Genomic DNA, 12,727 nt, shown 5'->3' on the forward strand with positions numbered 1-12,727 from the left:
TGAATGGTTGGTTACTCTATCATATGCATATTGTAAAAATAATTGACAATAAATTCATAAAACCGCATCTTAATTTATTATATTCGGACAAGCTATGACATTTTTCACAAGTATCAATAGATAACAAAACGCCGTCCCAAGAACAAGAGACAGCGTTTTGTTATCAAACTATCGATTTAACAAACTACCTACATATCGTAACAATTCATTCGCAGATGAAGAATTATAGCCATGTTCATCAATTAAGCGTGCTACAACATCATTGATTTTCTTAAGCTGATTTTCGTCTGGTGTTTTCGTTGATGTTGTAATTTTCACTATATCTTTTAAATCAGCAAATAGCTTTTTCTGAATCGCTTCACGAAGACGTTCGTGTGAATTATAATCAAAGCGTTTCCCTTTACGTGCATAAGCAGAAATGCGAATTAAAATTTCCTCACGGAATGCTTTTTTAGCATTTTCTGAAATTCCAATTTGCTCTTCAATCGAACGCATAAGTTTTTCATCTGGGCTCATTTCTTCACCAGTTAACGGATCACGTAATTTTGATTTATTGCAGTACGCTTCGACGTTATCTAAGTAATTATCCATAAGTGTCTTAGCTGATTCTTCGTATGAATAAACAAATGCTTTTTGTACTTCTTTCTTAGCGATTTCATCGTATTCTTTTCTCGCTAATGAGATGAAATTCATATAGCGTTCTCGGTCTTCACTACTAATTGACGGGTGCTGATCCAATCCGTCTTTTAACGATCTCAGTACATCTAGTGCATTAATAGATGGTACCTCTTTTCGAATAATTGTAGAAGAAATTCGATTAATGACATAACGAGGATCAATACCTTTCATACCTTCATCTTGATATTCACGTTGCAGCTCCTCTACATCGATCGCATTATACCCTTCTACCGTTTCTCCATCATATAAACGCATCTTTTTAATTAAATCAATATCCGGACGCTTCGGGTCTTTTAAACGAGTTAAAATAGTGAACATTGCTGCAACGCGAAGTGTATGCGGTGCAATATGAACATTGGACACATCACTTTCACGAATCATTTTTTCATAAATATGTTCTTCTTCACTAACCCGTAAATTATATGGAACCGGCATTACAATAATTCGTGAATGCAATGCTTCATTTTTCTTATTTGCTATGAAGGAACGATACTCTGTTTCATTTGTATGCGCTACAATTAATTCATCTGCTGAAATAAGCGCAAATCTTCCTGCTTTAAAATTCCCTTCTTGTGTAAGCGATAGTAAATGCCATAAAAATTTCTCATCACATTTTAACATCTCTTGGAATTCCATCATGCCGCGGTTCGCCTTATTTAATTCTCCATCAAATCGATATGCACGAGGATCTGATTCCGAACCGTATTCTGCAATTGTAGAAAAGTCTAGACTACCTGTTAAATCGGCAATATCTTGTGATTTGGGATCAGAAGGACTAAATGTACCAATTCCTGTACGGCGATCTTCAGAGAAGAAAATACGCTCTACAACTACATCCTCAATTCTTGCCCCGTATTCTTGCTCTAGACGCATAACATTTAATGGTGATAAATTCCCTTCAATTCTTACTCCATACTCATCAAAGAAATCATTCCGTAAATGTTGCGGAATTAAATGAAGTGGATCTTCATGCATCGGGCAGCCTTTTATTGCAAAAATTGCTCCACGATCTGTTCGTGAATATGTTTCTAATCCTCGTTTCAACATCGTAACTAATGTTGATTTCCCCCCACTAACAGGCCCCATTAATAACAAAATACGTTTTCTAACATCTAATCGTTTTGCAGATGGATGAAAATATTCTTCCACAAGGCGTTCTAAAGCATCCTCTAATCCAAATAGCTGATTACTAAAGAAGTTATATTTTCTTCTACCATCAACTTCTTCAATTCCAGCATCTTTTATCATATTGTAAATGCGAGAGTGTGCTGTTTGAGCCACCCATGGTCTTTCTTTCACAAGCTCCAAATACTCCGCAAACGTACCTTCCCATTGTAAACGTTCTTCTGCTTCCCGATATTGTTCAATCTTCTTTAGAATATCCATTATAGCTCCTCCCCCATCTCCTTGTTCAATCGGATTATTATAAAAGGTATGCTAGGATGTCCTTAAACATTCTTTAAATCAAAACGAAATATATAATAGCGCTATAAAATTCTCTCCAAAATTCAAAGAAAATTCTGTATAATAAAGGTATTAAAGTTTTTACGCTGCTATTCATTATAAATAAATTCTTTTCTTCTAGGAACCTTACATACATTTCGATTCACAAATAGGATTCGTAAACCGAAAAAGTAAGGAGGAAATTAGTATGAAGTTATTATTAATTTTAGGTGTATCACTCACATTTCTTACAGCTATTTTCACATCTGGTTATAACGATAAACCAGGTACACATAAAAAGTGATGTGCTTTTCAGCACATCACTTTTTTCTTGTTTTTTTATACACTATTTAAAATAAATATTTTCCACATCATATATCGATAAAGGGCGATTATAAAAATAACCTTGTACAATTTTCACATTCTTTTCCTTTAAAAATTGTATTTGTTCCGCTTTTTCTACTCCTTCTGCAATTACATTTAACCCTAGAGTATGTGCTAAATGAATAATTGCAGCCGTAATATTCGTATCTCTTTCATCTTTATATATACCTTCCATAAAAGAACGATCAATTTTTAACGTATCAATCGGATATGTTTTTAAATAACTTAAAGATGAATATCCCGTTCCAAAGTCATCTAAATGAATCTTTAAATTTTGTTCTTTTAACTGCAATAACACTCTTTTTGATACATCTTTATGTATAAGAGCCCCTTCTGTAACTTCTATTGCTAATAAATGAGGGGGGACGTTGTACTTATTTAAAGCACGTGTAATCATCTCTATTAATGTAATAGAACGAAAATGTCTAGCTGAAATATTAACTGCGATTGGTACAACCTCATATCCTTTATTTAACCATTCACTTATCTGTTCACAAACTTGATGTACTACCCATTCATCAAGTTTAATAATAAACCCTGTTCTTTCAGCAAGTGGGATAAATTGATTGGGTGAGACAAAACCTAGCTCCTTATTCTCCCACCTTATTAAGGCTTCCATACTGGCTATCTTTCCCGTTTCAATATTAATTTGAGGTTGATAATATAGGAAAAATTCATTTTTCTCTATAGCACGATGTAACTGATTTTCTATTATAAACCTTTGTTCACGTTCACAATCTAATCCACTACAATAAAAATGATAATGCCCTTTTCCTTTTTCCTTTGCTTTTTCCAAAGCAGCATCAACTCTTTGAAAAAGTATTTTTTCATCAGCTCCATCTGTTGGTGCCATTACAATTCCAATTGACGCACTTAAATACACGTCCTCTTCTTCAATTACAAAATGTTCACTAATCTTTTCTAATATGTTTTTTGCAACTTCCTCTACATATTCTTTCGTTATATTTTCTATTAACATAACAAATTGATCATCATGTTCTCTAAATAAATGCATACCTTCTATTTCTATATTGCTTAAACATTCTGTAACTTTTTGTAATACTTTATCTCCTTCTTTATGACCAAATGTATCATTAATAAGATGAAATTCATCCAAATCCATGAAAACAAGTGCAAGCTCTTTATTTTCATTTAAAAACTCATTTAGCTTGTTTGTGCATGAAATTCTATTCATTAAACCTGTTAATTGGTCATAATAAGCTAAGTATTCCGTCTTCATCTCATTTAATACTTGTCTTGTAACATCCCTCGTAACAATATACACCCCAACAATTTCACCGTTCACAATAATCGGGATCGTTCTCAAAGAAATATATAGTTCATATCCTTCTTTATGAACATATTTCTTTGCAACAATTTGTTTTGCCCTTCCCTGTAAAGCTTCCTTAAATATAGTTTGAAAGTCTTTTCCATATTCTTTAATAATAAAATTAAAAATAAAGTTATTATTTAACTCTTCATATCGGTATCCAAATATTTCATACGTTGCCGGATTAGCATATGTAATTCTACCTATAGAATCTATAGATATAATGGAGTCATTATTATATTCTAGTAATGACTTAAATAACATTTGTTTTTCCTCTATCTCTGCTTTCTCCTCAATCTGAGCTGTAATATCCCTTGTAATACAAATAATAAATTGACATACACCTTCTTCGTCGTATACAGGATTAACTGAAGACTCATAATGTAGATCACCAGTTGGGAAACTGATTACATCACAAAAAGTATGTGCTCTCGCTTCTCTTACCACTTTTGTATATTGCTCTTGTAATATTTTCACCTTATCTCCTGATAACACTTCTGCAAATGTTTTTCCATAACATTCTTCACTTAATCCAGCATAGTCCATCCCTATTTTATTTATATAAATATATTTAAAAATCTCATCATCAATAACTTTCACAATAAATACTAAATCTTGAATAGCATGCAACAATCCCTGTCTTACTAAATCCATATCTATCATACTTAAAAAGGTATTTTGATTATTATATTGTTCCTTCATATTTATCTCAACCCGTCTTATCTATTTTTAGTCATATATCTCATTCTATATGAATATGTACCTTTTTTAAAATGTATGATTACATATTTTTTTTAAAAATAAAAAAGCCGCCAAATGGCGACTTTTAATAAACGATTTCTAAATCTAATCCTGGATAATTTTGTTGACGGAACGCTTCATAAATTAAAATTGCTGCTGTATTAGATAAATTTAATGAACGTACTTTATCCGTCATTGGAATACGTAAACAATGATCGAAGTTTTCTTCAATTACATTAGCTGGTAATCCATTTGTTTCTCTTCCAAATACGAAATAGTAATCCTTCTCACGTTTGCTATAATCAAATGCTGTATGAGCTTTCTCGCCATACTTTGTTAAATAGAAGAATTCACCATCTTTATTTTTCTCATAAAATTCTTCGATTGAATCATAATACGTAACTTTTACGTGCTGCCAATAATCTAATCCTGCACGCTTTAACATTTTGTCATCCGTTGAAAATCCAAGCGGTCTAATCAAATGTAATTCTGTTCCAGTTGCTGCACAAGTACGTGCAATATTTCCTGTATTTGCTGGAATTTCTGGTTGATATAAAACAACATGTACTCCCACGCGATATTCACCTCTATTTTTTGTCTACTACGTATTATACCACTTGAACGAAAAATCTCTACCCATTAATAATATGAAAGAATTTATATTTCATTTGCGGTGTATATTTACTAGAGTCTTCATAATTCCAATAACGCCGACGGCTATTCGCTGAATGTGCATTTACAAGTGGCATACCATCTGCGTCTTTTGCTACTACAATTGTCGTATGATTCCACCTACCATCATCTTCAAAATCATACGCAATTACATCGCCAAGAATAAGGTCTTCTGGCTTTTCTACCGCTTCTGCTCGAAGTCCTGCTGTAGCACCTGACAAATACCAATAAAAAGAGTGTGCTACAGCCCAGCTCCAACTCCATTGGTTCCCCCTTTGCCACCACCCTTTACGAATATTAGGATGTCCGTTCATTGGCACTTCTCCAGTATGCAGACATTGTGAAATGAAATTTGTACAATTATCAGGAAAATTACGATATGCAGGATTTCGATCATCCCACCAACGCTCTGCATATTTCACTGCCTCTAAACGATTATATTGATATGAACCGTATTTTTCTTTCGTTACTTCTCGTTCTAACGATTCACCTATTCCTATTTCTTCTGACACCTCAAGAGCATAATCATCTATTATACGACTATTTTTTAAACAAACTCGTCGTTTTAATTGTTCCTCTTCGATATAAAATAATTCTTTATGCTTAATTAAATATTTCAAGTGTACTTGATAATCAATTTCTTGATGCTCACTACTATTTAATTGTCTAATAAAAAAAATATCTGCAGTTGCTTTCACTATATCTGCACTACGTTTTTGAAACAATTGTTTCTTTCTCTGCGCTATTTGTAATAAATCTTCAGCAATACCATCCACATCAGTTCGTTTCTCTGTGATATATACTAAAAACTGTTGCACTTGCTTTTCAATATTCGCTTTTACAACCATTTCGTCTCCCCCCCATATTACAATATGAAAAAGGGAAATATTATCTACTCTTTTTTCTGCGCTAACAATTCAAGTCCACGATTCATTTCATGAAGAACCTCTTCATCTTTCTCACGTTCCATCGCTTTTTCAATTGCTTCGCCTACTCCATCTCCACCAATTTTCCCAAGTGCCCATGCTGCTGTTCCGCGAAGTACTGGCCTTGGGTCATCTTTCATAACACCAATTAAATCAGGAATTGCTGCTGCTTCTTTAAAATGTGCAAGTGCTAAAATAGCATTTCGTTGCAATGGCTTTTTACCTCTCCATGAACCAGACATAATTCCATACTTCTCTTTAAAATCACGATTACTAATCGTTAAAAGTGGCGTTAATAATGGTTTAACTAACTCAGGATCAGGCTCCATCTCAGGATGGTTGTGGAAATCCATTCCTTTATTTTTCGGACAAACAGTCTGGCATGTATCACATCCATATATACGGTTTCCTATTTTATCGCGATATTCTTCAGGCAGAAACCCTTTCGTCTGTGTTAAAAATGCGATACATTTCTTCGAGTCTAACTGTCCGCCCTGTACTAAAGCACCTGTAGGACAAATATCAATACATTTCGTACAACTTCCACATTGATCTTCTATTGGCCGATCAGGAGGGAATGGAACATTCGTAATCATTTCCCCTAAGTATACATACGAACCAAATTCCGGCGTAATAATAGCGCAGTTCTTACCACTCCATCCAATACCGGCACGTTCTGAAACAGCTCGATCACTTAGTTCACCTGTATCAACCATTGATTTCACTTCTATATCCGGAAGCTTTTCAATTAAATACGCCTCTAACTTTTGCAAACGATCTCGTAAAACAAGATGATAATCTTGGCCCCAAGAAGCACGGCAAAAAATCCCGCGGCGCTCTCCTCGTTTACTTAATGGTGCATTTTTTAATTTTGAAGGGTATGCTAAAGCAATCGCAATAATCGATTTCGCACCAGGTAACAATAGCTGTGGATTCGTTCGCTTCTCTATATCAGGCTCTTCGAATCCCGACTGATAATTTAATTGTTGTTGCTGAATTAGACGCTGCTTTAATTCCTCAAATGGTGACGCACTAGCAAACCCTATTTTATCTATACCAATTGTTTTACTATACGCAATTACATCTTGCTTTAATTGTTCAAAATCCATTCTTAATCGCCTCCTCCGATGAATCCATCCCTTATGTAACGACTATATTGGTTAGTAATTCACTTTTGGAATAATATTTTATACTTCTATTTTCGCATACAATTATGATTTTCAAACATTAAAAAACGCAATGCCTCGTTTATCTTAGAAACGAAACACTGCGTTGATCACAATTTATTAGAAAAACATTAAATAAAATTTGGAGCGGGTGAAGAGAATCGAACTCTCGACCAGAGCTTGGAAGGCTCTTGTTTTACCACTAAACTACACCCGCAAATATGAAATAAATATAAGATATTAAAATAACTTATGTAAAGTAGTATAGCATGTAAAAAAAATCGAAGCAAGAATTTTATCGAAAAAAGTCGAAAAAGTGATGAGATAACTCATCACTTTTTCAATTCTTTATCAATCGCCTTCTTCATACTATCGAAATCAGGGTTTGCAAGATTCCCATTTATATATACTGAAGGAGCACCTTGAACTTTTAATTTTTGAGCACGATCTGAATCTTTACGTACTTTATCTTTCATTTCTTTACTGTGTAAATCTTTTTTAAATTGTTCTACATTAATTTTTGGAAGTTTTTCTTTCACAATATTAAGAAGTAATTCTTCTGTAATCCATTCTTCCGTATCTTTCTTTTGATTTTGATAAATCTCATCATAGAAAATCCAGAATGAATCTTGATCTTGTTTATAAATTGCTTCACCAGCAGCTGCACCTAAATCAGAGTCTTTTCCGATAAACGGGAAGTTAATAAAATATAACTGCACTTTACCTTTATCAATATACTCTTCTTTTAATCGTGGCAATACTGTTACATCCCAAGTACGACAAGCTGGACATTTAAAGTCTCCAAATTCAACTACCTTAACTGGAGCATCATCTTTACCTAAAGATTGTTGCGTAGAATAAGCAAACATCTCATTCCCTTTATCTTTCTTGTCATTTATGATGCTATACACAATCGTCCCGATTACAATCAATACTGCAATAGAAAAAACTATACCAAGAGCCATGAGTTTGTTTGATGATTTCATATACATTCCTCTTTAATTTCATATTCTGTATACATCATTGTACACAATACACATAATATCAATACTTACATAGGTCACGCAATGAACACGCTCACATAAATTACAAAAATACAACATTTGTGACAATATTGTGTCGTCTTTTGTCACAAATTATTCAAAAAAAAGAAGCCCCTATGTAGGAACTTCTTTTAACTTACTGCTTTTTCACGGGCATTTTTTAACATGGATTGCTCTGTTTTTATATCATGACGAATTACTAATTTCTCACTAACTGCTTGCACATATTCATCATGATTTATATAGCCTTCTTTCTCCATTAGCCTTAAAACTACATTCCGTCTCTCAACTGCTTTATCATAATTTTGTGCGGGTGAGTAATAAGCCGGTGCTTTTACTACAGCAGCCATCATTGCACTCTCTGCCAGTGTTAATTGATCCACCTTTTTACCGAAGTAAAGGTTTGCTGCTTTTTCAATTCCCCATGCTCCTTCTCCGTAGTAAATATTACTCACATATAATTTTAAAATCTCATCCTTTGTGAATGTACGTTCAATCTTTTTCGTATAAAAAATTTCTTTCCACTTACGAGAAAATGTACGTTCATTAGATAAAAAAGCATTTTTAGATAGCTGCTGTGTAATCGTGCTTCCTCCTTGCACAACACCACCAGCTTTTATATTTTCAATAGAAGCCCTGATAATTGCTATATAGTCTAAACCGTTATGATGATAAAACCTTTTATCTTCCGTCGCAATAAATGCGTGTGTTAATGATTCTGGCACCTCTAACTTAGCGGGTACATGTAATTTACTAATATCACTCCGCTCAATCATTACATTTCCAACGAATAATAATGCAAAACTTAACAATAATAATAATATAATGGCTTTATAAAGAAATTTAGTTAATGGATTTAATGCAACTTTTTGATGATAATTCACTCTAGATAATACTCGTTCTTTCATCTCGAACACCTCTTTTCTACACAGCATATAACTCTTAATTTAAGAATACCTTGTTGTAAAAGAATATCCCATCGATTTCTCTTACACCTACCTTACAACATTGTAAGGTGTAAAAATGTATTGTATCACAGTCCTTTTTTATCTACTATTCATATGAAATATTGAATATACATTTATTTATCACACTATTTATAGGAAGTAGGACTCTCCTTAATTTCACTTTATTCTTTTATTATATCAGCTTATATATTTATACTTTTAAACATCTAGCAATCTAATTATATATGATATATCACTATTATACAGAACAAACGTTCTTGAAATCAAGACTAGCTTTCGCATTATCTCACTATTTGCGGGCAGCAAGACTACCACTAATTATTAGCCTACACTTTATTATTGTGACCTTTTTTTGAAACAGTATACATAAAGAAAAGGTTAGTAATTTGAGCTGTCCTCAAATTACTAACCTAAACTTTACAACCTTCCTATAAGGTTATATGGCTGAACTTCCCATGTTTCGTATGGAATGAAATGCGTTGCTTTCATCGCATCAAGTGTCCTGGATTTCATATGTGGACGCGTTATATACTCATCGATGTTCTCTTCGTTTAAAGCAACAAATTTGGCTTCTTTTATTTCTTCAGGTTGAATTTTTATTTCACCACTAACATATGCTACTTTAAAAACAACAGCTACAATATGCATAGAAGCGTTATAATAAATCCCTGTGACTCCGATTGGTTTCACCGTTAATCCTGTTTCCTCCATTATTTCTCTACAAACAGCTTGATCGAGTGCTTCTCCTTCTTCTCTGTCCTCCTGGCATTTCCCACGTATCAGCTCGCCAGTGCACTTTCGTTAAAAGCACCTCATTCTTTTCATTTGTTAAATAACCTGCTACGGCAACAATATGCTTTGGTGTTTTATGCTCCACAGAAATACCTCCTAGAAATACGATTATTTAAAATGCAAACCTATAACCATCTTCCCTAACAGCTACAAAATACCTTTAATACTTTACCACCTTAATTAACTCCATAAAAAAAGACCCTATCCGTTAAACGAAAGGGTCTCCTGTCTTTTATTATTCTCCTAGGTCTACGTTGTGGTAAACCTGTTGTACATCTTCTAAATCTTCTAATGCATCAACCATTTTTTCAAATTGTTCTTGAGCATCTTCAGGAAGTTCTACATCACTTTGTGCAAGCATTGTTAATTCTGCAACTGTAAATTCTTCAACACCAGCATCTTTAAGTGCAGATTGTACTGAATGGAACTGATCAGGTTCAGCATAAACGATAACAGAATCTTCTTCTTCTAGAATGTCACGTGCATCTACATCTGCTTCCATTAAGATTTCAAGAACCTCATCTGACGTTTTACCTTCAAGACCGATAACAGCTGTCGCATCAAACATGTAAGCCACAGAACCATTTACACCCATGTTACCACTGTTTTTGCTAAATGCAGCTCGTACATCTGCTGCAGTACGGTTTACGTTATTTGTCAGTGTATCTACAATTACCATAGATCCATTTGGTCCAAAACCTTCATAACGAAGCTCGTCATAATTTTCTTCTGAACCGCCTTTTGCCTTTTCAATTGCACGGTCAATAATTGTTCTTGGTACGTTGTATGTTTTCGCACGCTCTAATACGACTCTTAGTGTTTGGTTTGATTCTGGATCTGGCTCGCCTTGTTTTGCTGCCACATAAATTTCACGTCCAAATTTCGCGTATATACGGCTTGTATTTGCATCTTTTGATGCTTTTTTGTCTTTAATATTATTCCATTTACGGCCCATACTTTCCACTCTCTTTCCCATTTTAAATCTACATAAAAATATTAATATGAAATATAATGTGTATTCAACACATTTTTAAAAGAAATATAAAAAGTTCATTTTTGATTCATATTACAGACATAATATAAATCACTATCATTTTGTTCTTTCGACAAGTTATATTATACATGAATTCCTAAGTTTATTACGAATTTTAGAATCATATAGAATAATTTAACAAAAAAGACTCTAACATTTCTGTTAGAGTCTTTTTTAAGTCACCGATACCGATGGTCGGGGTCGAACCGACACTCCCGAAGGAACACGATTTTGAGTCGTGCGCGTCTGCCAATTCCGCCACATCGGCATAAAATAAAGGCGGCAACCGGATTTGAACCGGTGGTAAAGGTTTTGCAGACCTCTGCCTTACCACTTGGCTATGCCGCCATATGAAGTTAAAATGGAGCGGAAGACGGGATTCGAACCCGCGACCCCAACCTTGGCAAGGTTGTATTCTACCACTGAACTACTTCCGCAAAAATGGCTGGGCTAGCTGGATTCGAACCAGCGCATGACGGAGTCAAAGTCCGTTGCCTTACCGCTTGGCTATAGCCCACCGAAGTTTTACTTAATTATATGTAAGTATCCATTAATTTATTTATAATTTTAAAAAATAAAATGGGGCGACTGATGGGAATCGAACCCACGAATGCCGGAGCCACAATCCGGTGCGTTAACCACTTCGCCACAACCGCCATGTTGTGTTTATATATTTGGCAGGGGCAGTAGGAATTGAACCCACACTGGAGGTTTTGGAGACCTCAGTTCTACCTTTAAACTATGCCCCTATGTAAAATGGTGGAGGGGGGCAGATTCGAACTGCCGAACCCGAAGGAGCGGATTTACAGTCCGCCGCGTTTAGCCACTTCGCTACCCCTCCGAAACTTACATGGTGCCGGCTAGAGGACTTGAACCCCCAACCTACTGATTACAAGTCAGTTGCTCTACCAATTGAGCTAAGCCGGCATATTTTATTAAAATGGTGGCTCGGGACGGAATCGAACCGCCGACACGAGGATTTTCAGTCCTCTGCTCTACCGACTGAGCTACCGAGCCTTATTAAAATGGCGGTCCCGACCGGGGTCGAACCGGCGATCTCCTGCGTGACAGGCAGGCATGTTAACCACTACACCACGGGACCATTTGGTTGCGGGGACAGGATTTGAACCTGCGACCTTCGGGTTATGAGCCCGACGAGCTACCGTACTGCTCCACCCCGCGACAATATTATTCATATAATTTATATGGTGGAGGATGACGGGATCGAACCGCCGACCCCCTGCTTGTAAGGCAGGTGCTCTCCCAGCTGAGCTAATCCTCCAAAAGTGGTGACCCGTACGGGATTCGAACCCGTGTTACCGCCGTGAAAGGGCGGTGTCTTAACCACTTGACCAACGGGCCAAATATTATAAATTCCTTATGGCGGAGAGCAAGGGATTCGAACCCTTGATACGCTTGTGACGTATACACGATTTCCAATCGTGCTCCTTCGGCCAACTCGGACAGCTCTCCAATGGCTCCGCAGGTAGGAATCGAACCTACGACCGATCGGTTAACAGCCGATAGCTCTACCGCTGAGCTACTGCGGAA

General features: G+C 35.5%; 8 protein-coding genes, 16 tRNA genes and 1 pseudogene. All 25 read right to left on the reverse strand.

Features of this window, described 5'->3' with window-relative positions:
- Positions 1-168: 168 nt before the first annotated feature.
- The 25 genes and pseudogenes from QCI75_RS24020 to QCI75_RS24140 all read right to left on the reverse strand — a co-directional run bounded on the left by QCI75_RS24020 (position 169) and on the right by QCI75_RS24140 (position 12,726).
- Positions 169-2,064 (reverse strand): PrkA family serine protein kinase, encoded by a 1,896-nt coding sequence (locus QCI75_RS24020; protein ID WP_144505910.1) that lies wholly within the window; start codon positions 2,062-2,064, stop codon positions 169-171.
- A gap of 403 nt (positions 2,065-2,467) precedes the next feature.
- The gene (locus QCI75_RS24025) at positions 2,468-4,537 is read right to left on the reverse strand and encodes a sensor domain-containing protein (protein WP_353761316.1); all 2,070 of its coding nucleotides are present in this window, start codon (positions 4,535-4,537) and stop codon (positions 2,468-2,470) included.
- Between the two features lie 124 nt (positions 4,538-4,661).
- The gene (gene trmL, locus QCI75_RS24030) at positions 4,662-5,150 is read right to left on the reverse strand and encodes a tRNA (uridine(34)/cytosine(34)/5-carboxymethylaminomethyluridine(34)-2'-O)-methyltransferase TrmL (protein WP_000538149.1); all 489 of its coding nucleotides are present in this window, start codon (positions 5,148-5,150) and stop codon (positions 4,662-4,664) included.
- 58 nt (positions 5,151-5,208) lie between these two features.
- On the reverse strand, positions 5,209-6,096 hold the full coding sequence (locus QCI75_RS24035) for an amidase domain-containing protein (protein WP_144505912.1): 888 nt from the start codon (positions 6,094-6,096) through the stop codon (positions 5,209-5,211).
- Between the two features lie 44 nt (positions 6,097-6,140).
- A complete protein-coding gene (gene queG, locus QCI75_RS24040) occupies positions 6,141-7,283 on the reverse strand; it encodes a tRNA epoxyqueuosine(34) reductase QueG (protein WP_070140796.1) in 1,143 nt (380 codons plus the stop codon).
- Positions 7,284-7,483: 200 nt separating this feature from the next.
- A tRNA-Gly gene (locus tag QCI75_RS24045) sits at positions 7,484-7,557 on the reverse strand.
- A 115-nt stretch (positions 7,558-7,672) separates the two neighbouring features.
- Positions 7,673-8,326, reverse strand: a complete 654-nt coding sequence (locus tag QCI75_RS24050; protein WP_002091101.1) for a DsbA family protein — start codon at positions 8,324-8,326, stop codon at positions 7,673-7,675.
- 188 nt (positions 8,327-8,514) lie between these two features.
- Complete coding sequence (locus tag QCI75_RS24055; protein WP_002113878.1) at positions 8,515-9,291, reverse strand: transglycosylase domain-containing protein; 777 nt, start codon at positions 9,289-9,291, stop codon at positions 8,515-8,517.
- 477 nt (positions 9,292-9,768) lie between these two features.
- A pseudogene (locus QCI75_RS24060) lies at positions 9,769-10,228 on the reverse strand (NUDIX hydrolase).
- A gap of 150 nt (positions 10,229-10,378) precedes the next feature.
- Positions 10,379-11,098: a YebC/PmpR family DNA-binding transcriptional regulator gene (locus tag QCI75_RS24065; protein WP_070140793.1), complete on the reverse strand. Its 720-nt coding sequence runs from the start codon at positions 11,096-11,098 to the stop codon at positions 10,379-10,381.
- A gap of 264 nt (positions 11,099-11,362) precedes the next feature.
- A tRNA-Leu gene (locus QCI75_RS24070) sits at positions 11,363-11,444 on the reverse strand.
- A 9-nt stretch (positions 11,445-11,453) separates the two neighbouring features.
- Positions 11,454-11,524: transfer RNA gene (locus QCI75_RS24075), tRNA-Cys, on the reverse strand.
- Positions 11,525-11,538: 14 nt separating this feature from the next.
- A tRNA-Gly gene (locus QCI75_RS24080) sits at positions 11,539-11,613 on the reverse strand.
- Between the two features lie 5 nt (positions 11,614-11,618).
- Positions 11,619-11,693, reverse strand: a tRNA-Gln gene (locus tag QCI75_RS24085).
- Between the two features lie 63 nt (positions 11,694-11,756).
- Positions 11,757-11,832, reverse strand: a tRNA-His gene (locus tag QCI75_RS24090).
- A 19-nt stretch (positions 11,833-11,851) separates the two neighbouring features.
- Positions 11,852-11,925: transfer RNA gene (locus tag QCI75_RS24095), tRNA-Trp, on the reverse strand.
- An 8-nt stretch (positions 11,926-11,933) separates the two neighbouring features.
- Positions 11,934-12,017 (reverse strand) — tRNA-Tyr (locus tag QCI75_RS24100).
- A gap of 10 nt (positions 12,018-12,027) precedes the next feature.
- Positions 12,028-12,103: transfer RNA gene (locus tag QCI75_RS24105), tRNA-Thr, on the reverse strand.
- 14 nt (positions 12,104-12,117) lie between these two features.
- A tRNA-Phe gene (locus QCI75_RS24110) sits at positions 12,118-12,193 on the reverse strand.
- Between the two features lie 9 nt (positions 12,194-12,202).
- Positions 12,203-12,278, reverse strand: a tRNA-Asp gene (locus QCI75_RS24115).
- A gap of 3 nt (positions 12,279-12,281) precedes the next feature.
- Positions 12,282-12,358, reverse strand: a tRNA-Met gene (locus QCI75_RS24120).
- 24 nt (positions 12,359-12,382) lie between these two features.
- Positions 12,383-12,458, reverse strand: a tRNA-Val gene (locus QCI75_RS24125).
- A 5-nt stretch (positions 12,459-12,463) separates the two neighbouring features.
- Positions 12,464-12,538, reverse strand: a tRNA-Glu gene (locus tag QCI75_RS24130).
- A gap of 19 nt (positions 12,539-12,557) precedes the next feature.
- Positions 12,558-12,649: transfer RNA gene (locus tag QCI75_RS24135), tRNA-Ser, on the reverse strand.
- A gap of 2 nt (positions 12,650-12,651) precedes the next feature.
- Positions 12,652-12,726 (reverse strand) — tRNA-Asn (locus QCI75_RS24140).
- Between the last annotated feature and the right edge of the window lies 1 nt (position 12,727).

The sequence above is a fragment of the Bacillus cereus group sp. RP43 genome, from assembly GCF_040459645.1.
GTDB lineage: Bacteria > Bacillota > Bacilli > Bacillales > Bacillaceae_G > Bacillus_A > Bacillus_A mycoides_C.

Excerpts from the sequence above, each read along its gene's own strand:
- QCI75_RS24055 (WP_002113878.1), bottom strand. The coding sequence starts at position 9,291 with ATGAAAGAACGAGTATTATCTAGAGTGAATTATCATCAAAAAGTTGCA.
- QCI75_RS24020 (WP_144505910.1), bottom strand. The coding sequence starts at position 2,064 with ATGGATATTCTAAAGAAGATTGAACAATATCGGGAAGCAGAAGAACGT.
- QCI75_RS24025 (WP_353761316.1), bottom strand. The coding sequence starts at position 4,537 with ATGAAGGAACAATATAATAATCAAAATACCTTTTTAAGTATGATAGAT.
- QCI75_RS24035 (WP_144505912.1), bottom strand. The coding sequence starts at position 6,096 with ATGGTTGTAAAAGCGAATATTGAAAAGCAAGTGCAACAGTTTTTAGTA.
- queG (WP_070140796.1), bottom strand. The coding sequence starts at position 7,283 with ATGGATTTTGAACAATTAAAGCAAGATGTAATTGCGTATAGTAAAACA.
- QCI75_RS24065 (WP_070140793.1), bottom strand. The coding sequence starts at position 11,098 with ATGGGCCGTAAATGGAATAATATTAAAGACAAAAAAGCATCAAAAGAT.
- QCI75_RS24050 (WP_002091101.1), bottom strand. The coding sequence starts at position 8,326 with ATGAAATCATCAAACAAACTCATGGCTCTTGGTATAGTTTTTTCTATT.